General features: G+C 41.5%; 19 protein-coding genes and 2 pseudogenes. 12 read left to right on the forward strand and 9 right to left on the reverse strand.

Annotation, left to right across the window (positions count from 1 at the left end; all coding sequences use genetic code 11):
* A pseudogene (locus LEP1GSC062_RS13530) lies at positions 1–796 on the reverse strand (IS110 family RNA-guided transposase); the annotation flags it as partial.
* A 397-nt stretch (positions 797–1,193) separates the two neighbouring features.
* On the opposite strand from LEP1GSC062_RS13530, the pseudogene LEP1GSC062_RS13535 reads away from it, so the two are divergent.
* From LEP1GSC062_RS13535 to LEP1GSC062_RS13560, 6 genes and pseudogenes are all read left to right on the forward strand, one after another.
* A pseudogene (locus tag LEP1GSC062_RS13535) lies at positions 1,194–2,976 on the forward strand (hypothetical protein); the annotation flags it as partial.
* A gap of 25 nt (positions 2,977–3,001) precedes the next feature.
* On the forward strand, positions 3,002–3,391 hold the full coding sequence (locus LEP1GSC062_RS13540; protein ID WP_010576315.1) for a Bor/Iss family lipoprotein: 390 nt from the start codon (positions 3,002–3,004) through the stop codon (positions 3,389–3,391).
* The gene (locus LEP1GSC062_RS13545; RefSeq protein ID WP_020984590.1) at positions 3,379–3,900 is read left to right on the forward strand and encodes an LIC_10461 domain-containing protein; all 522 of its coding nucleotides are present in this window, start codon (positions 3,379–3,381) and stop codon (positions 3,898–3,900) included. Before LEP1GSC062_RS13540 ends, LEP1GSC062_RS13545 begins: the two co-directional genes overlap by 13 nt.
* Positions 3,901–3,973: 73 nt before the next feature.
* Positions 3,974–5,356 (forward strand): high affinity choline transporter 1, encoded by a 1,383-nt coding sequence (locus tag LEP1GSC062_RS13550; protein ID WP_010576312.1) that lies wholly within the window; start codon positions 3,974–3,976, stop codon positions 5,354–5,356.
* 153 nt (positions 5,357–5,509) lie between these two features.
* The gene (locus LEP1GSC062_RS13555; protein WP_010576311.1) at positions 5,510–6,514 is read left to right on the forward strand and encodes a patatin-like phospholipase family protein; all 1,005 of its coding nucleotides are present in this window, start codon (positions 5,510–5,512) and stop codon (positions 6,512–6,514) included.
* A gap of 389 nt (positions 6,515–6,903) precedes the next feature.
* Entirely contained in the window at positions 6,904–8,460 is a 1,557-nt protein-coding gene (locus LEP1GSC062_RS13560; RefSeq protein ID WP_010576310.1) for an NAD(P)/FAD-dependent oxidoreductase, read from the forward strand.
* Positions 8,461–8,857: 397 nt separating this feature from the next.
* Here the strand turns inward: LEP1GSC062_RS13560 and LEP1GSC062_RS13565 are convergent, their stop codons facing one another.
* Positions 8,858–9,097, reverse strand: coding sequence for a hypothetical protein (locus LEP1GSC062_RS13565; RefSeq protein WP_002630110.1), 240 nt, complete (start codon positions 9,095–9,097; stop codon positions 8,858–8,860).
* Positions 9,098–9,154: 57 nt separating this feature from the next.
* On the reverse strand, positions 9,155–9,562 hold the full coding sequence (locus tag LEP1GSC062_RS13570) for a DoxX family protein (protein ID WP_010576309.1): 408 nt from the start codon (positions 9,560–9,562) through the stop codon (positions 9,155–9,157).
* Between the two features lie 391 nt (positions 9,563–9,953).
* Here LEP1GSC062_RS13570 and LEP1GSC062_RS13575 point away from each other — a divergent pair, with 391 nt between their 5' ends.
* Entirely contained in the window at positions 9,954–12,893 is a 2,940-nt protein-coding gene (locus LEP1GSC062_RS13575) for an adenylate/guanylate cyclase domain-containing protein (protein WP_010576308.1), read from the forward strand.
* Between the two features lie 56 nt (positions 12,894–12,949).
* Here LEP1GSC062_RS13575 and LEP1GSC062_RS13580 read toward each other — a convergent pair whose 3' ends face one another.
* The 4 genes from LEP1GSC062_RS13580 to LEP1GSC062_RS13595 form a co-directional block, all read right to left on the reverse strand.
* Positions 12,950–13,696: a class I SAM-dependent methyltransferase gene (locus tag LEP1GSC062_RS13580; protein WP_010576307.1), complete on the reverse strand. Its 747-nt coding sequence runs from the start codon at positions 13,694–13,696 to the stop codon at positions 12,950–12,952.
* Between the two features lie 44 nt (positions 13,697–13,740).
* Complete coding sequence (locus LEP1GSC062_RS13585; RefSeq protein ID WP_244265115.1) at positions 13,741–15,147, reverse strand: polysaccharide deacetylase family protein; 1,407 nt, start codon at positions 15,145–15,147, stop codon at positions 13,741–13,743.
* 277 nt (positions 15,148–15,424) lie between these two features.
* Positions 15,425–15,988 carry a tetratricopeptide repeat protein gene (locus LEP1GSC062_RS13590; RefSeq protein WP_010576306.1) on the reverse strand — a complete coding sequence of 188 codons (564 nt, stop codon included), beginning with the start codon at positions 15,986–15,988 and terminating at the stop codon, positions 15,425–15,427.
* A gap of 21 nt (positions 15,989–16,009) precedes the next feature.
* Positions 16,010–16,525: an LB099 family protein gene (locus tag LEP1GSC062_RS13595; protein ID WP_004500869.1), complete on the reverse strand. Its 516-nt coding sequence runs from the start codon at positions 16,523–16,525 to the stop codon at positions 16,010–16,012.
* 769 nt (positions 16,526–17,294) lie between these two features.
* Between LEP1GSC062_RS13595 and LEP1GSC062_RS13605 the strand changes: the two genes are divergently transcribed.
* A complete protein-coding gene (locus LEP1GSC062_RS13605; protein ID WP_010576305.1) occupies positions 17,295–18,101 on the forward strand; it encodes a TIGR01458 family HAD-type hydrolase in 807 nt (268 codons plus the stop codon).
* Positions 18,102–18,529: 428 nt separating this feature from the next.
* Here LEP1GSC062_RS13605 and LEP1GSC062_RS13610 read toward each other — a convergent pair whose 3' ends face one another.
* Both LEP1GSC062_RS13610 and LEP1GSC062_RS13615 read right to left on the reverse strand, forming a co-directional pair.
* Complete coding sequence (locus tag LEP1GSC062_RS13610) at positions 18,530–18,958, reverse strand: acyl-CoA thioesterase (protein WP_010576304.1); 429 nt, start codon at positions 18,956–18,958, stop codon at positions 18,530–18,532.
* A gap of 16 nt (positions 18,959–18,974) precedes the next feature.
* Entirely contained in the window at positions 18,975–19,538 is a 564-nt protein-coding gene (locus LEP1GSC062_RS13615; protein ID WP_020984622.1) for a TetR/AcrR family transcriptional regulator, read from the reverse strand.
* Positions 19,539–19,788: 250 nt separating this feature from the next.
* On the opposite strand from LEP1GSC062_RS13615, the gene LEP1GSC062_RS13620 reads away from it, so the two are divergent.
* The 4 genes from LEP1GSC062_RS13620 (at position 19,789) to LEP1GSC062_RS13635 (ending at position 23,041) form a co-directional block, all read left to right on the forward strand.
* Positions 19,789–20,253: a DUF1564 family protein gene (locus LEP1GSC062_RS13620; protein ID WP_010576303.1), complete on the forward strand. Its 465-nt coding sequence runs from the start codon at positions 19,789–19,791 to the stop codon at positions 20,251–20,253.
* A 41-nt stretch (positions 20,254–20,294) separates the two neighbouring features.
* On the forward strand, positions 20,295–21,272 hold the full coding sequence (locus tag LEP1GSC062_RS13625; protein WP_010576302.1) for an ArsR/SmtB family transcription factor: 978 nt from the start codon (positions 20,295–20,297) through the stop codon (positions 21,270–21,272).
* Between the two features lies 1 nt (position 21,273).
* Positions 21,274–22,584 (forward strand): adenosylhomocysteinase, encoded by a 1,311-nt coding sequence (gene ahcY, locus LEP1GSC062_RS13630; protein WP_010576301.1) that lies wholly within the window; start codon positions 21,274–21,276, stop codon positions 22,582–22,584.
* Positions 22,585–22,741: 157 nt separating this feature from the next.
* Positions 22,742–23,041 carry an indolepyruvate ferredoxin oxidoreductase subunit alpha gene (locus LEP1GSC062_RS13635; RefSeq protein ID WP_004496665.1) on the forward strand — a complete coding sequence of 100 codons (300 nt, stop codon included), beginning with the start codon at positions 22,742–22,744 and terminating at the stop codon, positions 23,039–23,041.
* Positions 23,042–23,059 lie beyond the last annotated feature (18 nt).

The following is a 23,059-nucleotide window of genomic DNA, read 5'->3' on the forward strand; positions in this document are numbered from 1 at the left end:
TCTCCCGAAATATCAACACTCGGAACTAAGCCCACATAGTAAGCGGCTTGTTTAGCCGAAGAGAATCGTTTACAATCACCCATATAGCTCATGATCGCCAAAGAAGTAATCATACCGATCCCAGGCATGGACATGATCGTTTGAACGTAACTCTGATTTTTTTTCAGACACTCTATTATGTAGAGATCAGTAGTTTTAGATTTAGTTCGACTAAATCTAAAACTTTTAAGATTCGTTCTGCTTCTCTTTTGTATCGATCAGGAAGTAGAGTTACGGAAGCTTCTCTGGATGCTTTTATTCGCAAATGCTTTTTGGTAATTTCAGTCAAACCAGCTTGAGTGAATAAACTATGAAGTCGATTTTTGCCTTGCGTTAGTTGTCTTGTCCAGTTCTCATGCTCCGTGCAAAGTCTTCGATTGTCTTCCTCTTCGTCAGTTGGAATTGGAACAACCGGTAACTCTTCTATTGGAAAACGTTGAATGAGCCTGGCTATTTTTAAACTGTCTTCTTTATCGGTCTTTTTTAAGGATTGATAGATCGTTGCTAAGTCTCCGGGATTCAGGACAATTACTTGAATCCCTTTGTTTAATATTGATTTTGCGATTCTAAAAGATTGAGAGCCAGCTTCTAATCCGACTATATCATTCAAGGTTAACCATTTTAGTAAATTGTTAATACCACTTTTTGTTGTACTAAATTGTCGACGTTCGAGCGAGTTCTCCGAATTGATTCGAACAACCTCTAAAGTTTTCTTTCCACAATCAATTCCTACATATTTGCCATCTTGACTTTTCATTGCTTTTCTCCTAAAATGACAGAGACGGAAGGGCTTAACAAAGTCCGGTGATAAACCAGCACTCCCATCGAACGACCTAAACATCGACCCATAGGAAGGTGTTTGCTGAGTTCCATTAAACTTTACTTGAATACTGTGAATTGCTTCCTAAGGGGCGCAATTCAGGGAGTGAGATGTTGAGTTTCCTTCGCGGTCGACTTTGTTAAGCCGCCACACTTTGGTTTGCGGTGGCCGATTTAGATTTATCTATGGACCGGGGTCTAAGCCCTATCGAACGACCCGTAGGGAGTGAGATTGAGTTCATCAGAAGCGATCAATCTGCCACCGGCCTTCTTGACTCCGTCGAATCAAGAATCTCACACTTCGAGCTGTCTTACATCCAAGAACCATACTAATCTATAAAGGCAATACTCATCGGGATATTTCTTCGGAAGGAGCTTGGTCCTCTGCGGATTCAAGCATTCTCAAGTTGTTGACTCTATCTCAGTTCAAAGGGATGAATCTCTCGGAAGCATCAGCGGAAATACTTCTTTGTCCGTGATCTTCTTAGATACGGTTGCTCCGATGGTTACGAACGTAGTGGCTTTGACTCCTGCTACGGTGAGAATCACATATTCGGAAAACATAAATGAAATTCAGGCTAAAACTGCGGCCAATTACAAATTGGTTCTTACGTCAGTTGTGAGCGGAAGCGGATCCGTATTCGTTTTAACGCTCGGGTCTTCTAAAACGTCTAACGTGCCTTATACGATTCTAGTGAATAAGTCGGGGGTACAAGATCTTTCCACTAGTCCGAACAATTTGGGTTGTGCGAACGATGGTGACTTCTTAGGACAGGAACAGATCAAAATCGTTTCCGCTTCCTGCACAAATTCCAACTCTGTGATCCTGAATTTCTCCAAGGCCCCTAAATCCGGAAATAACATTTCAGGTTCTACGGAATGTGCAAGCCGTTACAAAATTGTCGGTGCAAGCGATCTGGGAACGATCAACAGCGCTAAGATGCTGGATGGAATTGTTTGTAACGGAGCGACAGCCGATTCCGCAAAAGTCTGTGTCGTACACAATCTTGTGCAAACGGGCACACAATATACTATCATTGCCGCGGATTCCGTGGACGGGGATGGATTCGACAACGCAAGTTGGGGATCAATTCGAAATTCTTTGGATACAGAGAATCTTCAATCTTCTCCGAGAGACAGGGCTTCCTTCCTAGGATGTGGAACTTCTCCCGTAAACTTTGCAGATGGACCGATTTCCATAGATCCGAATTCGTCCACGTTCGGATATCTTATGGACTTCAATTCTAAGATTTATCCAGGACCGAACAATTCCGGAACTGGATTCTGTACTCCCGGTTCCAACTGTGATGCGTTCGACGGAACCAAAGGTAAAAGAATCCGGATCGATTTCCTTCCTTACTTCGGAGGACCGTCCACGGGTTTATTAGGAATCAATAATAATGCACATCCGAACTGGGGGTATTATATCGGAGTCGATTCTATGTTCGTATTCAAAAATCGTATCTACGCCGCAAACGGGGGATTACACGCGGTAGGGCATAACGGATCTATCATACGTTCTACCACGGCCGATCCTACGGTGGCTTGCACGGGTCCTGATTCTTGCTCGAATTGGGTGGAGATCGGACCAAGAACCAATACGAAATGGCATAACAGTCCGACGAACAACTGGTTCTCTTTAGAGTTGAATCAATTTTACAACTTGATTCCTGGGGACAAAGCTTTTGCACAATTCGCCGAATTCAACAATAACCTTTATGTAACGAGAACTGTTTGCGTTCAAAGTTCTCAGGCAATCGGAATCAGAACGAGCGCGGGAACCGTTGCCGGATGTACGGACGGAACAACTACGAACCGAAGAGCGCAACTCTGGAAATGTGTCCTACAATTTCCGGAAACACAAGCGAATGCGACGCGGCCGATTGGTCCGTGATGGGTGATGATGGAACCGGAATCACAAACATGGGAGACTCGACCAACCGTACGATCACGATGGTGATGAAAAACGGGTCTTATCTTTACATCGGGTACGATAATCCGAACGGAATTAGAATTTACAGAACTAACGTAGCCAATCCCGGATCGTCTTCCGCATCTTGGAGTCAGATCGCGGGGAAAAGCGGAGTTCCAGTTAGGACGTATCGTCAGCAGAACTAAAGGGAAAGGAAAAGGAAAATTCAAAATGAAGAATATTCTAAAAACAAAAAGTTATAAATTATTAGTATGCGTTTTGTTCGTTCTTTTTTTGGGAGAATGCAGACACGCATGGGTTCGATTTCCTCAGAATCTTCCTCGGGCCTGTCAGGGTTATCAGAATTCGAGCGAATGTAAACGGATGATGGAGGAGAAAAGGATAAGAAAGGAAGAAGCCGGAAAAATCCATACGATTCACCAGAGGTATTATTTTTTCGGATTGTTGCCTACGGAACAGATAGTGGACGTAACGAAATACTGTCCGGAAGGAGGACCAAGATCGGCGCATCAGTTCACTTCTTTTTGGGACGCGCTTTGGGAACAATTGACTCTTACGATCTATTCTCCCCAGACCTTGGAGGTAGAATGTTATCCTTAATCAGAATTTTAGGTTTGTGTCTAACGATTTGTTTTTGTGTAGAGTGTCATTCTACGGTGATCGTTCATAAGGAAAACTCCAAACCTTTGTCGTCGATCCACGCGCCTCCGCCTCCGGAAAAAAGAAACAAACAGGCGAATACGTTTTTCGGGATTTATTCTCTATCGGACAGTGAGGAGGCTTCTTGTCAGGATCTGCCCGGAGAAGTGAAGATGGTTCGTACGATCCCGGATACCCTGATTCATTTTTTTGCGGGACCTTTTTATACCACGAGGACCGTGGAAGTATATTGTCCTTCTTGCCAAGATAAGGACGTCGAAGAAAAAAAGAGTGAAGTGAAGACGGTTCCGAAAGAAAATCAAGACGGAAAGGAAGCGGTAAAACCGAACAGTTCTCCCGTGCCGGATCGACCTAAACCGAACGTAGAGCGATTCGAAGCACAGGATATGAGCGAGAACAAGGAAAAACCGAAAGTGAAGAAAAATAACGTATTCGATTCACAATTTTAAACCGAAGTCGAAAGACCAAGAATTGATTGCCTTTCTAGAAGAAAAATAAGAAAGGGATAACAAAGGAAATCCATTGCTTGGTGTATCTGTCATTCTTTATTTGCTTACGACAATATTCATTGGAGTCGTGGCCTCTCGGTTTGTAAGCGATTCAAAAGACTACGTTCTTGCGGGCAGAAGATTGCCTTTGTTCCTTGCGTCTTCGGCATTGTTTGCGACCTGGTTCGGCTCGGAGACATTGCTCGGCGCGTCTTCCCGTTTTGTCGAGGATGGAATTTTGGGAGTTATCGAGGATCCATTCGGAGCGGCGCTTTGTCTGTTTCTTGTAGGGATTTTCTTTGCAAAGCCGCTTTACCGAATGAACATTCTTACTTTCGGGGATTTTTATAAAAACCGATTTGGAAGAAAAGCGGAGATCCTATCGAGCGTTTTTATGATTCCGTCTTATTTTGGGTGGATTGCCGCTCAGTTTGTTGCGTTGGGAATTATTCTTCATTCTTTGGCGGATCTTCCCGTATCGATCGGAATTTTTGCGGGTGCGGGAGTCGTTTTAGTCTACACGGTAATCGGAGGAATGTGGGCGATTTCTTTTACCGATTTTTTACAGACGATTCTGATCGTATTAGGACTTGCTTATCTAGTTTGGGATTTAAGTTCAAAAGCGGGCGGCATTGATGTAGTGCTTTTATCCGCAAAGCCGGGTTTTTTTCGATTCTTTCCGGAGATGAATTCCAAAAGTATTCTTATGTACGTCGCCGCTTGGATGACGATCGGACTCGGGTCGATTCCGCAACAGGATATCTTTCAAAGAGTGATGGCTTCCAAATCGGAAAGAGTCGCTGTTTATTCTTCCTTATTAGGATCTTTCTTTTACTTGAGTGTGGCGTTTCTGCCGTTGCTGGCAGTTCTTTGCGCGAGAAAGATATATCCGGAGATAGCGAGAGAAGACGCGCAGATGATTCTTCCGAAAACGGTGCTCGCACACACGGGGCTTTTTACACAGATCCTGTTTTTCGGGGCCTTGTTGTCCGCGGTAATGAGTACGGCAAGCGGAGCGATACTTGCTTCTGCTTCTGTTTTAGGCGAGAATTTGGTTCGTCCCTTCCTCAAAAAACCGGATGAGAAAACTCTGCTTCGGGTATTGAGAATTTCAGTCGTAGCAATTGCATTAATTTCTCTTTCTATGGCAAATACAAAAAGTAATATTTATGAGCTTGTGTCTCAGGCTTCCGCTTTGAGTCTTGTTTCCTTATTCGTTCCGCTTGTAGCGGGTCTTTTTCGAAAGAACTCGACTTCAACCGGCGCGGTACTTTCCATGGTCGTCGGATTTTGCGTATGGCTTTTTTGTAATATACTTTCTTTGGAAATTCCGGCTTCGATTCCCGGATTGGTATCGAGTTGGTTTGCGTTGTTGTTGGGCGATTTGATGGAACGTCGCGGTTACGGATTGAAATAGAATAGCGACAACCTACAAAGATAAAAATCCAGATACTGTTTGAAATTTTTTCGAAAAAACAAAAACGCAAATGGCAAATCGGTAGATAAATAATTTCTTTCCATTCAAGCGGGCGTTGTTTGAAGATGGCAAAATACGAATTTGGAGAGGTAAATGGCTCCTATTTTAGACGATTCCATCGCATTGGAAAAAAAACAAGAGATTCAAAAGAGATTCGGCGGAGTGTTTCAAGGTCTTTGGTTTGAGGAAGAGATTTGTTTTGCGATTGCGGGAGGGGGATGTAAAGCGTTTTACGGATTGGGTTTTGGTCACGAGATGAAATCTTGGGGATTGAAATTCAGGGAAGTTTCCGGAGTGTCGGCGGGAGCCGCGATGGTTCTTTGTTTGATCTGTGGGGACGAAGAAGAATGTGTCTCCTTTTTCGAAAACATAGTCCGAAAAAATCCGGCTAATTTCTATCTCGGTCGTCTTTTTAAAGGGGAACGTGTATTCCCGCACGAAGAGATGTATCGAAGGACGATCCGCTTCGGGATGGATTTTCAGAAAATCGTCAAATCCGGAATCAAGGTGTTTATTCATACTTTGAAAGCGATTCCTAAAGAGGATTCTTTAAGGAATAAATTCAGACTTGCAAGATTGATTACGGAAACCGCAAAAGCGTTTCTCGAGGACGAAAGAGATAAAAAGCGCGGTTTGAATACGGGAAGAATGCAAAGAATACTCAGAAAATGGAATATGAGAGAAGTTTTATTTACGGAAAAGGATTTCGATGATGAAAAAACAGTGGAACAGATTATTCTCAATTCTTCTTCGGTTCCTCCCGTCGTTTCCGTTCAGAGTCACGGAAACGAATATTATTTCGATGGAGGACTTACCAACAATCTTCTTTTGGAAGTGTTTCCTCCGGATAAAAAGACGATCGGAGTTTATTATGAACCGACTACGATTGTCGGAAAAGATCCTAAACTTTTAGAAAGATGTTATTTGCAAACTCCTTCCGAACCTTTGCCAATTACTTCCTTCGATTATACCGATCCGAACGGAGTGAGGAGAGCCTATGAACTCGGGAAACAGGATGCTCGGTTGAACAAGGATAAAATTTTCGAATATCTGAGAAAAGATTGGGCGAAAGCAGCTTTTTTCTTAAAGTCCAAGTAGGATACATATTGAAATGATAGGGTTTAACAATATTGAATCAGGGTTTAAGTCAAAGTCCGAAGTGATCTAAAATTTTAAAAAACGTCCGTCGGGTCCGATGATTTGTTACGAACTTATTGAATGATTGTAACTGATTTCTCTTCAGGCTTTGGGACAGACTTTTACCAATCCCTATAAAATAGAATACCGTTGATTTGAGCACAAATCCCACGTTTAGACGCAGAATTTTGGACGCTCTATTATATAAAGACGAGTAGTGAAATATTAAGTGTTTCTTTCTGAAGAAACACGAGGATTCGACGTTTCACTTTGTTTTTCTAGTCTAACTTAGTTTTAGATCGATAAATTGAGATTGTTCTTTCGCCCTTTCCTCGAAAACAAGTATATTTATGATACAAGAACTTCAGTTTCGCGTCGTTCCGGAAGTCGCGGAACGGGAAGAGGTGCTCAAGGCGCATATTTCTAAAACTCTAAAGATAAACATACAAGAGATTCATCATATTGAAATATTGAGTCGTTCCATAGATGCAAGACAAAGGACCGTTTATTTTAATTTAAAAGTTTTGGTTTTTATTCGAGAAGACTTTGTCGAAAAGCCGATCATTCTTCCGGATTTTCCAAATGTATCTCATTCGAAAGAAGTGATCGTAATTGGCGCCGGACCTGCTGGACTTTTTGCTTCTCTTCAATTGATCTTATCTGGTTTCAAACCGATTCTTTTGGAAAGAGGAAAGGACGTAATGAGACGTCCTTTTGATCTGAAAGAAGTAAACGTTCATCATAACGTAAACGAAGATTCAAATTATTGTTTTGGAGAAGGCGGAGCTGGAACTTACTCGGACGGTAAGCTCTATACGAGATCCAAGAAAAGAGGGAACGTTCGTCGGATTCTGGAGTTACTCGTAGGTTTCGGCGCAAACAAAGATATTCTGGTGGAAGCGCACCCTCATATCGGAACCAACAAACTTCCCAAAATCGTAAAAAGTATTCGAGAAAAAATCGTGGAGATGGGCGGAGAGGTCCACTTTGAAAAGAGAGTAATCGACTTTCTGTTAAACGGAAATCAAATTCAAGGTGTGCTTACCAAAGACGGAGATAAATTCCATTCAAAAAATGTAATTCTTGCCACGGGACATTCGGCGAGAGACATCTTCGAGTTATTGTACCGGAAAGGAATCGAACTAAAACTCAAGCCGATTGCCGTCGGCGTTCGAGTGGAACATCGTCAGTCTCTGATCGATTCCATTCAATACAATTGTGAGATTCGAAATCCTTATCTTCCGCCTTCTCCTTACAGTATCGTAAAGCAAGTGAATGGGAGGGGTGTATATTCTTTTTGTATGTGCCCAGGAGGGGTAATCGCGGCCTGTGCCACAAAACCGGAAGAGATTGTCACGAACGGTTGGTCTTCGTCGAAAAGAGCAAGGCCTTCCGCAAATTCCGGAATCGTAGTCGAATTGAAGATGGAAGATTTTAAACCTTTCTCCAAATACGGTCCTCTCGCTGCGATGGAGTTTCAAAAAGAGATCGAACAAAAGGCTTGGATTGCGGGAGGTCGTACACAAAAGGCTCCCGCGCAAAAGCTCGTAGACTTTGTACAAGGAAAGGTATCTTCGGATCTTCCGAAAACTTCCTATGCTCCGGGAATTACATCCGTTGCGTTGCAGGAAATTCTTCCGGATTTCGTTTATCAATCCTTGCAAAAAGGTTTTCAGGAATTTGATCGTACTATGAAAGGGTATCTTACAAATGAGGCGGTCGTTCACGCTCCGGAGACGAGGACATCTTCTCCCGTTTGTATTCCTAGGGATTCAAATACTTTACAACATATTCGAATTCAAGGTCTTTATCCTTGTGGAGAAGGTGCGGGCTATGCGGGAGGAATCGTATCTGCCGCAATGGACGGGATTCGATCCGCGAACGCTTGCGTTTCTTCGATCGGGTGAGTTGTTTTGGAACCTGTTTCAAAACCTCAAAGGAAATTTGTAAGAGCTCCTACAGATTTTGTCTTTGATGCTTATTGGGCTTTTTGAGTAATTTTTTCGTAGTTTAAAAAGCGTAAGAGTTCCTACATTTTCAGGTTTTGAAACAGGCTTCAAGTCAAAACGGACTCGAATTTTATCCTTTCGAATTTGTTTTTTACTACTCGGACGTATGAAAATGGTACCAAGAATTAACGAGCGATTTTTGCAGAGATATAGAAGTCCTCACAAAATTGCGCCGAATCCAGAATTGTTGGCTTTTTTAAAAAAGATCTAATATTCTAACTTTTGAAACAAACTTATTACAGTATTCTTTTTATACGTCCGGGTAGTAATTTTGGGGAAAACGTTTGGAAATGAATCATAAATTCATAAATTGTTTGTTGAGTGTTTCCAGATCTCGGATCAGATCCGCCGGTTTCGGTTGAATCGTTTTAGCCAGTTTCATACCGTCGTCTATCAACTCGAGAATTAACTTTTTTTCGGAGATTGCGCGTGCGGAAGGCATGGACTTTCTTTCGTTTCTATAAATGGAAGCTTTTTCGTCAATGATGGAGACGATTTTATTCAACGCGTGAATTTTTGCCTGTTCTTCTCCCATAAAATCCTCCGTCTTTTTGAAAGTCTAGCGAATTTGAAATTATAGGAAAGCTTATTTTTAAAAACGTTTCCGTAGAACGGCCATTAGAGTGTCTTTTTCCAACCAAAGAAGCAGGCTACAAATGATCGCATTCCCTAAGGCCAATAAGAATAATAATCCACCGTCGTTTTCCTGTTCGATTCCGATCACGAATACATGAGAAAAAATGGCACCGGACATAAGTCCGAGTCCGAGAAAGGAACCAAGCCAATTCCAACCCGGTAGAAACAAAAGAATCGAAGCGGCAAGTTCTAAAATTCCGGTTCCGATTCTCCCCCAAGGTTCCACTCCTAGTTTGGAAAAAATCGCGACTGACTCCGAAGCTCCAGTGAACTTATAAAAGAGAGTTTGTAAAAGTATGAACGCTACAATTATGCGAAGGCAATACAAAAGGAGTTTCTTTTTGGAAGAGTGAGAAATAGACAATAAGGTGCTCCCGGAAATTTCAAGTGTTTCTTCGAGTTTGTAAGAAAACGGTTACACTTGAAAAGAATTTTTATTCAAGTCCCGATACGTTGTATAATCGGTGAAAATTTTTGGAATGGTTCGCTTGATCATTACTTGCGCCCTGGAATGTGAAAGAGTTCTCTGAGTCTTTCATTTGGATTTTGAAAGCGGTATCAATCTTGTAGAAGAAAAAATTGATGAAAATCTTTCATTCGGTCGAAAAACTTTTTGAACCTCGATGGATTCTTATCTAAAAAATCGAATTTACCGTTCTTGGAAAATTCATTATACTAAAAGATCAATTTTGTGACTCGCAAGTCTGATATTTCAGAATGCCGGGAACGTTGTATCGACAACAAGGATGCCGTAAGTGATTACAGATCAAATTCAATTGGGAAAATTAAAAATCAAACCTTTCCTTGAAAAGATAAAAAAGAAATTCAAATTTCTCGTCGACTTTAAGAATCTTTTTTACCTCGGAATTCGAGCTAAACTTGCTCTTTTTACGGGAACTTTGATCGCATTTACGGTTATGATCCTTTCTGCGATAGACGTTCATCAGCAGACCGAAATTCTCACCCGAAGTTACGAAAAAGAAGCGGCGATCTCCAGACATTATATTTCCGGTTTAGTGCTCGAGTTGGAGAATCTTTCCAGTAGTTTGATTCGAGTGGAATCTTTTCGGGAAAGGGTCAAACGTCAAAGTCAAGCGTTACGCAAATATAGAACGAAAGTAGTCACCCAGGAAACGAAAGAAGTCAGCCTTTTCGGATTTAAAACGAAACTTTTCGGGGTTCTAGGAAAGGAACGTAAGTCGTCCATTAAGGATACGTACTATTCTGTTTATCTTTCCAAAGCCGACATCGACGAGCTCGAAAAAAATACCAAATTTCTACTCAAAGATCCAAGCGGTCTTGCAATTTCAGACGCGATGTTTTCCAAACTCAAAAATATGGCGCATCAGGTCGCGGTATTGGAAGCGGATCTAAACGAACAAAAACAAAAATGGGACGAGTTGCGTTCTCAGGGAAAAGCTTCCGAAAAAGAAGAACAGAATCTTGAGAACGGAATGGATAATCTGAAAAAGGGAATCGAAAAAGCCAGAAATCATCTGGATCATTCCGTTCTTGAGCTCGCACTTCCGAAACAACATCGGAAAATTGAGGAGCTTGGACTCAACATGTCCCAGTATAGAATTCAGACTTTTCCTGTGATCTCCCATCAGATTAAAGAAAATTTGAATCCTTCCTTCGATACGAAAATTTTTAAACCGGATGTTCCGATCAATTCGAACATTTTTATGCAAGATATCGATGTGAACCTAAAGGCTTCCATTGCGAAAATTCTTTCTTTGGATTTCTCACAGGATACGAATCAAAATTCGTACACAATTGGTAAGATGGAATTACAAACCTTGTATTCCCCGATCTTTAGAAATCAAAGCTCTACCGAACGAGCTGATCGACTTAAGGGAGAACTACCGGATTTTGCGAAACATTATCTGCAACAGGATGCAAATATTGCTACGCAGATTCGAGATTTGGTGCCTTCTTTGAGAAAAAGAATTCAGGAATTGAAAGGGAAAAAACCTCCGATTCCTCCTTTCAAGGACAAAACTTTCAACGATCTTTACGTTCGTTATTCCAAACTGATCGATGAAAGGGAAACCGGGTTTGAAGCGTTTCGAAACCAATACTCGGAAGATAAAAAAGATTTTGTGGAAACAACGCAGAAACTTAAAACGGGAAAACAAAAACATCCGGTCAAATCGGAAGTTTTCTTTCCGATTCAAAGCGAGACCGATATTCTTATCGATGCGTTAGGCGCACTTAGGAATGCGGGATTAGAAGATCTGATCGTGTTACGATTTAGCCAGAATTCCGGAAACTATTCCGATTATCTAAAGTATCCTTCGGAACAGAATTTATCCAAACAAAGATGGAAAGCGATTCGAGAATGGATTTATTCGGGTAAAAGCGAAACCCCGACCCCTCAACTGAAAAAATTGATTTCTCACGGAATCCTAGCGAATTCAAGAGGAGAAGCCGAAGAGATTCTTTGGAACTTGGATTCCAAACCTCTTTTTTCCGAATCAGGAGAAGGGGTCAGTTCCGCGATTTTATCCGCAAACCTTTCCGGAATTTCAAGAACGATCGTGGACCGTACCGAAGGTCTAGAGATAATTCAAAAGAATAAAAATTCCACAATCGCAACCGCCTTGTTGATTTGTGTCGTGGCGCTCGTTTTTGCGATTTTAATTTCCGGTTTTGTGGTTCAAAAGATCAAACGAATCATCCTTCATGCTAAGGAGGTCGGTCAAGGAAATCTGGAAGTCCGATTTGAACGTGGCGGCAAGGACGAATTTGGAACCCTTACCGTAGCTCTGAACTCCATGGTGACCGGTTTGAAGGAAAGAGAGAAAATCAAAAATATTCTCGGGACTATGATCGATCCGGTCGTTGTCAGAGAAGCTATGGTGGATCTGACGGCACTTAAACGGGGAAGTGAAAAAAGAATCACCGCGTTCTTTTCCGACGTAGCAAATTTTTCGAATATTAGCGAAAAGTTAACCTCTGTGGAATTAGCGTCTTTGTTAAACGAATATCTTTCGGCGATGACGTTGATCCTGAAAAAACACGAGGGAGTTTTAGATAAATACATCGGGGACGCCATTGTGGGAATTTTCAATGCGCCCGTGGAAGTGGACAAACATTGCCTCAAGGCGGCGCGGGCCTCGGTCGAAATGATAGAAACTCTCGAAAAACTCAGGCAGGAATGGAAAGGAAAAAAAGCCTATATTCCGGAAGCGCAAGAGATGCAGATTCGAATCGGGCTCAACACGGGTCTTGCGAAAGTTGGATTTATGGGAACCGATTCCATTTCTGCGTATACGATGATGGGTGATACGGTGAATCTTGCCGCGCGACTTGAAGCTGCCGGTAAAGATTACGGAGTTAATATTCTTGTGAGTGAGCACGTTCAACACGAGATCAAGGACGAATTTTTTACAAGACTTCTGGATGTTGTCCGGGTCAAAGGAAAAAACGAACCCGTACTTCTCTACGAACTTATCGGAAGACAGGATAACGTGCCCGAAAGAGTGGAAGCTTCCGTGTTAGAATTCTCCAAAGGTTTCGAGGCGTATCTCAATCGGGAATGGTCTTTAGCGCAGGAACTACTCGAAAGTTCTCAGATCACCAGGGGGAGCAAGGATAAGGCGGCGGTTCTTCTCATAGATCGTTGTGAAGAATACAAATTGAATCCTCCGGAAAGGACTTGGGACGGAGTGTATACTAGAACTCATAAATGAGAAATGGAATCGATTCCTAAAAAAAGATTCCACTGAAGAATATAAAAAAAATGGAATCAAGCTGGAAGTTTCCCGATTTTAAAGAAGAGTGGCCATTCCACGATTTTTGTTTGGGCTTTGCCCCAAAAATTTCGGATTTCCGCCTCGACTAAAAGAACCGGATCGGATTCATTTTTTTGAATATATTTCTGGACGCTGGACCAGGTCCTGAGGTAACCTAATATTTGATCTACGGTCCATTCTTCCTTCATGCTGAACGGAGGAGGGATAATCTCTTCGAAAGGAAAGGGGATCGTTTTGTATTTTTCTTCCACGTATTTTCTTTCCGGTGGCCAGTACGAACCAACGATTACTCTATAAAGTTTGTCCACGATATTGTCGATTTCGGGGGAGATTCTATGCAGACCGTAACCCCAAATCGCAAGAATTCCGTTTTCCCTTCCAACTCGGATCGCTTCCTTGTAAAACGGTTCGAAATTGAACCAGTGAAATGCTTGAGCCACTGTGATCAAATCCGCTTCATGATTTTCTAATGTAGAATCTTCCGCCTTGCAGATTCTGTATTCGACGTTTTTACGAAGTTCGGCGTTTGAGATTTGATTTGTGCTCGGATCTGTAGCGATCACTTTTTCAAAAGTTGCCGCAAGAGAAACCGCGGCTTGACCCGTTCCGGTTCCGCAATCCCAGACAATTTTTGCGTTTGGAACAAGGCTTTTGAGATATGAAAAAAATTCAAGCGGATAGCCTGGTCTGAACTCGGAGTAAGAAGAGGAATGAGAAGAAAAATGATCTTTGAAATTCATACTCTAATATTTTCAAAGATCATGATGTAAGTTCAACCGGGAATTTAAAAATCACCGTCCGGATGTTTTTGAAATTCCTTTTGATTGATAAAAAGATACTGATATTGGATTTGTTTGCCGTCCTTCGTTTTAGCTTGCACCATCAAAGGAAGAAATGTGGATTTTTTTGCGAAACTTGGGATCTTTACCGTATAATCTGGGGATTGATTTTCTAAGAGTACGTTCTTACTTTTGATTTTAATGCTAACCGACTCGGGTTGAACACCTTCGAGGTGAATCTTAAATTCTTGGCCCGTTTTTACCCAAGATCCGTCTTGGATAGAAATGGAGATCTTCGGAGGAGGAGCCATCGTAAGAATGGAATTGAACGCCGACTGAGATTGTCCCCAAGGAACCAAGGATCTGTGTATGTTATAAATGGGAGTTCCCGGAAGATTTTTACCTGGGTTGACCGTAAACGCCATTCTGTAGCCGATTGCTTTCGCTTCCTCGATTACTCTCGGATCGAAAAGACCGAAGGGATAGGCGAGATCAATTACCTTTCTACCTGTTTTTGTTTCTAAGATTTGTTTGGATTCCGCGAGTTGTTTTCGAATTAACGCGCGGCTCATCATCGGAAGTTTCGGATGGTATAAAGTATGAGAGCCTAGATCCAAAACTCCACTGTCCAAAGCCTTTTTTAACTCCTCCCAGGTCATGTAATATTTCTTTCGTGAAGAGATGATCGAAGGATAGATAAAGATAGAAGCGGTGAAACCGTATTTTTTTAAAAGAGGAACTAAAACTTCCAAATGTGTTTTGGAGCCGTCGTCGAATGTCAGTAAAATCGGTTTATCCGGAAAGTCGGAGGGTTTTTTACCGTTGATATACGCGTAGAATTGATCCAGGCGAACCGTGTTGTAGCCCGTAGCTTTCAAAAACTTAAATTGTTCCTCCAAAAGATTCGGGTGAAGATTATAACCTCCCATCGGTCCGCCTTCGGATGCTAAGTGGTGATAACAAAGAACGGGAATCCCACCTCCAGAAACGGATTCGACTCCCTGAATCGTATAACTGGGAGTAGGTGGAGTATCTTCTTTAACGGTTGGAAGCGCGTCTTCGTATGCTTTCTTTTTGGAATTCTTAGAAACGCCGAAATTTTCTCGTTTTGAATCGAATTCTTTTGGGTTTTTAACTGCAAATTTTTTACGGGAAACTTTATCTTCGGACTGAGCAGTGTCGGAATCTACGTTAGCGGATTCCGTTTTTTCTTTTTGATTTTTTTTAGAAACGGTTTTTTGCGAGAAATCTTCGGGAGTGTACGAAGGTTTTTGTTCCGTATCTTTTTTGGGAGACGAAGTAGTCGGTTTTCTCTTCTTCTCGGGGTTGAGAAAATCGTTCACGGGGGAAGCGATAAGAATCGAAGATACTAAAAGATAAAGGATTGCGAGAGTTATGAGGGTATTGCGCATAATGTTATTAATGAGAAAACGAAATAAGAGCGGAATATGTCCGAAATACGAACCATAAAAAGCGTTTTGTAAGGTTTTTTGGATCTTTCGGTCGGGTAAAACACTGTGCGGGCAAACGAAACATTGTGTTCCTTGGTCGTTTCGCTTTTTTGGATGAAAGAAGATTAACGTTTTAAAACGAACTGTAAATGGTTTTGTTTGCATTCTGAAATCCGGAAGAAAAGTCTTCGGTTAGTGTTTTAACACCGCCTTCCCCGGCAAGCGATTCCTGAGGTTTTCAATTGCAGAACTTTACAAAGGATTTTCCGGCTTCGCTGTGTCCTAAAATTGCCGCTTTTTTCCAATCTTCGCAGGCGCTTTGTCGTTCTTTCACTGTCCAGTTTGCCAAGGCACGGTTATTGAGCGCATTCGCATAAGTTGGTTTCAGCCGGATCGCCAAAGAAAGATCTTTGATCGCCCCTCGATAATCGGAAACTTTCATTTTTGCACAGCCTCGGTTGTTGAAAGCGATCGCATAATCTTCTCGTTTTTCAATTGCCCGGTTGTAATCGGAAATCGCTCCTGTTTGGTTACCGGATTTGCTTTTGGCAAGTCCTCTATTGTTGAGTGAGGTCGGATTGTCCGGATTAACGTCCAGATCTCTTGAATAAAACTCGATCGCTTCCAAGTAGTCCCCGTTCTTGAATTTAGAATTCCCCTCTTGAAAGGAATTCAGATCGGTTTCGCGGATGAAAACCAGTTCCTTCGTTTTCTTCTGTTCGAAAGAACAGACAGAAAACAACGTAATAGTTAGGAAAAAAATAAAAATCGATGTAAATTTCGATTTAAGACCGGGGACCAACCAAAAGCCTCCGAAAGAAATTTATTGTCCTCCTTTCTCTCGGATCAATCTTTTTAAAACTGATTCACTGTGGGTGCAAAGTTTCAGAATTCCACCCTTTGCCGGTTTTTGTTTTTCGAGTTGTAGAAGCTGAGAGGCAAAGCGAAACTTTCTACGTATATGATTCACGGCCGGAATCGAAGTTCTAAAATTTTTTGCTAACTCGTGATCGGCTAACCCTTTCGAGTTGAGGTCGAAGAACTTTGCTAATTTGTCTTTATCCCAAACGATCTTCCGATCTGTTCGGTAATAATTGTGTTGTTCCAAACGTTTACTGTTACGTTCGTATGAGCCTTGATTCCTCTTCTTTCTCCAGAAGGGGTGACGGTTTCTTGCGTATTTGATATCCTCAATCGTATACCCGGTGGACGTAAGCCATTCCGACGTGATACTAGATTTTTTGGGTCCGGTCAGTTTCGATTTGATGGATAGCTCAATGTACTGCTCCGGTGTAGATGCTGAAAGTAGTTTTCGTTTTTCTTTTTCGTAGATTTCCATATTGTTTTACGCTCGTTAAATTATCCGGAGAGCGTTAACTCTCCAAACTTTAGAAACTATAATTATCACAATATGGTTAACTTGAAAACATTTTTCCGAATTTGAAGAGAATTTCTCGAATGTATTTCTTATCTCCGAAAGTACACTGAAGTAATTAAACACTTACTACCATGTTGCCTTCTTTTGTGAATTCGAAGCGGTCCGATTCACTTGAGACTTGCGCAACTTCCTCTGATAAGCGAAATGGAGGATTACGTTTCGTAGCCGCGTTTACGATCGGAATTTGAAACAGTTTCAGAGGGAAGTTGGTATACACTGTAAGAATGGATTCCAGATGGTGCGAAAGGAGAGGCGATGTTTCGGTTCCAAAAAAAGTATACAGACTTTACTTGCCTCTTTGGGTTTTTGTTTCAAGACGAGAAGTTATCCCCGCGTTCTTTCGAATGTAAAAATTAGAGATTCTAAAGCCGTCAGACCAGAAGTTGCAAAAATTACAATATCCGGCAATAGTAAAGAATCTACATAAAATAATATTACGAACAACGGAAATGAATTTTTTACGTGTCGGAGCGTTTTAGTCAAGAGCTGTGGGAAATGACCTCATATACTGACATGTCTCACTCGGGAAATTCTTTCACAAAAGCGAACGTAAGCTAAGAACGTACACTCAATAAATCTGATTACGATTTAGAAGAATGGAATGTGATGAAAAGGATTTTTAAAATAGAGGATCGCAAATTTCGAAAAATGAGTTAGAATTACGTTTTATATGAATGAAAACACCATTCTACAAAAAAGAATACGAGCTTCCGTTCAAGGTGTTTTGTTGGATTTGGACGGGGTATTGTATACCGGAGATTCTGTTCTTCCCGGGGCACGGGAAGCGGTTTCTTATTTAAAAAAGAATCATATACCTCATCTGTTTTTAACAAATACGACTACAAAATCGAGAAAGGGGATTTCCGAATTTCTAAACGATCTAAAAATTCCCGTAGAGGAAAAAAGAGTTCTGAATTCTCCTCGGGCTGCCAGAGAATACATCCGAGAAACAGGAAATCCAAAAACTTTTTTCGTCATTCAAGAGGAAGTCAAAAAGGATTTGGAAGGAATCGATTTCGAACAGAAAATTCCGGAAGCCGTGTTAATCGGTGATATCGGAAAAAAATGGAATTATAGGATTTTAAACGATATCTTTCAAAAAGTGAAGAAGGGAGCCAGGTTGATTGCTCTTCATAAAGGAAAGTATTGGCAGACAAAAGAAGGGTTGATGTTGGATATGGGGGCTTTCGTGTCCGGAATAGAATACGCGACTGGTGTAAAAGCCGAGATCATAGGAAAACCTTCTCCAGCGTTTTTTAAAGCTGCTCTGAGGATGATTTCCACGCAAGCGTCTGAGACGATTATGATCGGGGACGATCTTGATTCGGATGTAGGTGGGGCGCAAGCTTGTGGGATTCGGGGAGTTCTCGTAAAAACCGGAAAATATCGGGATGGAATATTGCAAAATTCGAATGTTCGCCCCGATGTAATTTGGGAAAATATAAGTTCACTGATTCCGTTTCTTCAGAAATTCTAAAAACTGTTTCAAAATATCGAACAAAAAACAAGATATGAGTTCAATGCTATAAAGGTCCGAAAAGTTTTGGGATTGATTTTAAAAAAGGAAAATCCTTAAGAATAGGGGCAAAACTTAGTTCCCACGACTAACTTTGATAGCTATTTGTCTATGTAAAATTTTGGGATTGCGTCTGTCGGAAAAATTTTGAGAAGATTTACAATTCTCCTTTGAAGAGTCGTAGTTCATTGAAGCAAAAAAATCGGAAGATCAAACGGATTTACAAAAAAATACAAATTCAAAAAATGAAACGCTTTTAGACGGGAAATTTCGTTACCCAAAAAACTCGATTGGAAAATCGTTTTCAAATGTCTTGAAAATTAAAATCGAAAACTTTGATGTTTTGCTTCGGATCTTGAAAACTAAGTTTTTTTCTGAAATGACGGCGTTTAAACTGTCTGTTCGAAACCGATCGCTTCCAAAAATCTTGAGGGTCGTTTTGAGTTCGAATTGAGAATCACCCAATCTGTACTCGCGTTGCAAGAAAGAGTTTGACTGCTTTGACAAATGATCCTTTGTACAAATGCCGCGCGAATGGGCGTTTTTAGAAAGAGATCGGATTCGATCGTGATCGTTTCCGGGTAGTTGATTTCACGTTTAAAATCGAGGTAAATCGAAAGAATCACCGGTACAAAACCCTGTATTTTTAGTTTTTCCATGGAAAAACCCCAGTCTCTCATTGATCTCATTCTAGCTTCGTCCAAATAACCTTGGAAATTCTTATTGTTTACGTGTTGATTCGGATCCAACTCATCCCAACGGATCGTGATTTGTGTCGAGTGGTTCTTGCGAATCGGGGTTGGTTTTTCGGTTTTCATTCTTTTCTCCTAAAATTCATTCTTTGAGATTGGATAAAAAATTCTCAAGATAGGATTCGTCTCCCGTCGCTCTGGAGAGGAGCATTGCACCTCTCCAAGAAGATTCTAAATACTGAATGCGTTTTAGGAGGGATGGAGATTCGGAAACTCGAAGAGATTTAATGATTCCTTTTGAGATGGTTTCGAGAGAGAATTTCAATTTTTTTCTCAGTTCCGGTCTTTGAGAGGATGAGTGTTGAGAGAGGACATTGATAAGACAGGAGAGTTCTTCTTGGAGGAGATTCTTCTCTAAATCTACTTTTTTTTCGTAGAGAAAGTAGAGAGAAGAAGGTCCTCTTCCTCCTTCTTCTAAGACGGATTCGTTCCATTGGATCGCGGCGTTCGTATATATTTCTAAGGCCTCCAAGAGGAAATGATCCTTGGAAGGGAAGTAATTGTAAAAAGATCCTTTGGGAATCCCGGAAGCGTCCGCGATCTCTTGGATTCCGATTCCATCTGGTCCGGTTTTTCGGAGGAGGTAGATTCCGGTTTCGAGAATCTTTTTCCTTCTGGTTTCTGCTACGGTAGAAGAGAGTTTCATCTTTTTTGGGATATAAAGTGACTGGTCATTTTAGAATTCAAGGAGAATTTGTAAGAGGTCATACAAAAAAGGAGGAGTATTATTGAGAAAGGGGTTTTGGAGTAGGAACTCTTATAGAATTCTTAAAGAACTCCGTAACTTTAAGAATTACAAACGTTCCTCATTGAAAAATTTTTCAGGAGACCTCAAAAAAGTTCTAAGAACTCGAGTTTAACCAATTTTTCTGATTACTTGAAAGAACCGTTCGGGTATGGGATCAAAAGAAGAAATTAGCTCGAAAAGAGAAATCACCTTCCGAAAAAAAGGGGCACCTGTCACTCTCCTCATTCCGGAGCAGATTGTGCGCTTGAGAAAATTAAGGGCAGATAAATTGAATCAAGAATTGAGCTTTCTCCTAAAGAAATATCAAAAAAGTGCGCTTGAAAAGAAGTTCTTAGGAAAAAGTTTCCCTGCAGTGAGTTATCAGAGAAAAGGTTTAAAACTAAAAAAGATGAACTTTCGTCCAAATGAAAAGGATTGGGTCGCTTTGGGAGTCCTTGCTCTTGGATTAGGTGTTTCCCGTTGCCTCCTTTTTGCCATTTTAGAAGAGTGGGAGTATACTAACGAAGTCCCTTACTACCAAACAAGAGGAGCTCTTACAAAAATCACCCTTCTCAGAGAAATCCTCCTACCCCAAAACCGATTCTTCTCCCAACTTTTTCCTTCTTCCTCATAAAAATCTTGCAGATATCAAGATATCTTGATATCTTAGTCTTAATGGAGCTTTTAGAAGCCAAAATTGTTTCCGGTAATGGTTCGAAGCAGATTCTTTCTGCTCTAAAAGCGCTTTCGGATGAAACAAGAATTCGAATTCTTCATATTCTTTCTTTATCACCTTTGAATGTGCAAGAAATTACAGAAGTTTTAAAAATGGGTCAGTCTCGCGTTTCTAGACATCTTAAAATTTTAACCGACGCTGGATTCTTGATTCCTGAAAGAGAAGGTTCCTGGGTATACTACCGAATTCCAGAGGAAAAAAAGGTCCCCGCTTTTTCTTCCGAGGTCACCGAACTTCTTCTTTCCTATAAAGAAGATTTGCCGTTTCGAACGACGGATCAAGCGCAGATTTCTGAGATTCTTTCCAGAAGGGACCAAAAGAATACATTCTATTTTAATAATGTAGCTCACGACTGGGAATCGATTCAAAAGGACGTGTTAGACCCTGCGATCTATCGTAAAAAAATTCTTTCTTATTTGCCTGATTTTTCCTCCTTAATTTACGATCTGGGATGTGGTCCTGGAGGTTTGATTCCTTATCTTTTGACGAAGTCGAATCAGGTGATCGGAGTCGACGCGTCTCCTAAAATGGTGGAAGAGGCGGAGGTAGCATTTACGGGGAACACTCACGTATCTTTGATCCATTCTCCTTTGGAAAACGTGGCATCTTACGCGAGAGAGAAAGCGGATGCGGTCGTCGCTTCTATGGTGCTCCATCATCTTTCCAATCCACCTGCGGTGATTCGCGAAATTTATAAAATTCTGAAACCCGGCGGAACCTTCTGTCTTGTGGATTTGAAAAAACACAATCAAGAGTTTATGAGGGATAATTTCTCCGACCTTTGGTTGGGATTCGATTATTCTCTTCTACAAGATTGGTTGGAACTTTCCGGCTTTAGAGTCGGTTCTTACGAGGAATTCGATACGGGTAACGTTTTCAAAATTTTGATCATTCAAGCAAAGAAAAAGGAGGACTAAAATGTCCGCAACAACACAAGAAAAAGGTTCAAGCTATAAAGTAAAAGATCTTTCCCAAGCTGAATGGGGAAGGCAGGAGATCATCCTGGCGGAAAAAGAAATGCCGGGTCTTATGGCGTTAAGACAGGAATACAAAGGTAAAAAACCTTTGGCGGGTGCAAGAATTGCCGGATCTCTTCATATGACGATTCAAACCGCGGTTCTGATCGAAACCCTGACGGAATTGGGAGCGGAGGTTCGCTGGTCTTCTTGCAATATCTTCTCTACCCAAGATCACGCTGCTGCTGCGATCGCTAAGGCCGGGATTCCCGTTTTTGCATGGAAAGGAGAAACCGAAGAGGAATATTGGTGGTGTATCGAACAAACCCTTTTCTTCGGAGACAAAGGACCGAATATGATACTCGATGACGGAGGAGATCTCACTGCTTACGTTCACGAAAAGCATCCTAAATTGTTAAGCGAAATTCGCGGTATTTCCGAAGAAACGACCACAGGTGTCAAGAGTCTTTACAAATTACTCAAAAAGGGAGAATTGAAAGTCCCCGCGTTCAACGTAAACGATTCTGTTACCAAGTCTAAGTTTGACAACCTCTACGGATGTCGCGAATCTCTCGCGGACGGAATCAAAAGAGCCACTGACGTTATGCTCGCCGGTAAAGTGGCTCTCGTTTGCGGCTTCGGAGATGTAGGTAAAGGATCCGCGGCTTCTCTTCGTAACTTCGGTGCGAGAGTGATCGTAACCGAAATCGATCCGATCTGCGCTCTTCAAGCTTCTATGGAAGGTTACCAAGTTCTTCGTGTGGAAGACATTATCGAACAAGTGGACATCGTAGTAACCGCGACCGGGAACGATGATATCATCACTCTCGAACACATGAAAGCGATGAAAGACGGAGCGATCCTCTGTAACATCGGACACTTTGATACCGAAATCCAAATGTCCAGATTGAATTCCGAAAAAGGTGTAACCAAAAAGGAAATCAAACCTCAAGTGGATAAGTATACCTTTGCGGATGGTAAATCCATCATCGTTCTCGCGGAAGGACGTCTGGTAAACTTAGGTTGCGCAACCGGTCACCCTTCTTTCGTAATGTCCTGTTCCTTCACGAACCAAGTATTGGCTCAGATCGAACTTTACAACAACAAGTATGAGCTTGGAGTCTACACTCTTCCGAAACATTTGGACGAGAAAGTGGCCGCTCTTCATCTTGAGCAGTTGGGAGTTCGTTTAACAAAACTGAACCAAAAACAAGCCGACTATTTGGGAGTTCCTGTTGAAGGTCCTTTCAAACCGGAGAACTACAGATACTGATGCGAATCTTTTTCCGGGATGGGATCGTCCCGGAAAAAGCATTAGAGTTGTTGAAACATTCATTCCCGGCCGTTTTACATTTTGTGAAACATACGATTTTAGTCGGTTTGATTTAGAATTATGGAATTTTTCACAACTCTCTTCTTTTTGGAAAACGATGGCGTATGTAATCACGGAACCCTGTAGAAATTGCAAATATACCTATTGCGCCGCGGTTTGTCCCGTGGAAGCGTTTCGAGAAGGAGCCGATTGTCTTTATATCGAACCTTCCGTCTGTATCGATTGTAATAAATGCAGACCGGAATGTCCGGTAGAAGCGATTTATCCGGATTATGAAGTTCCGTCTATTTGGCATGGCTGGATCGCGGAGAACGTTCGCAAAGCGAAACATTTTCCCGTTATCATAGACGTGAAAACTCCTCTCAAAAAAGAGGGATGTGTAAATCCGGAATATTAGAATTTAATGTTATACTAT

Source organism: Leptospira alexanderi serovar Manhao 3 str. L 60 (assembly GCF_000243815.2).
In the GTDB taxonomy this organism is placed as follows: domain Bacteria; phylum Spirochaetota; class Leptospiria; order Leptospirales; family Leptospiraceae; genus Leptospira; species Leptospira alexanderi.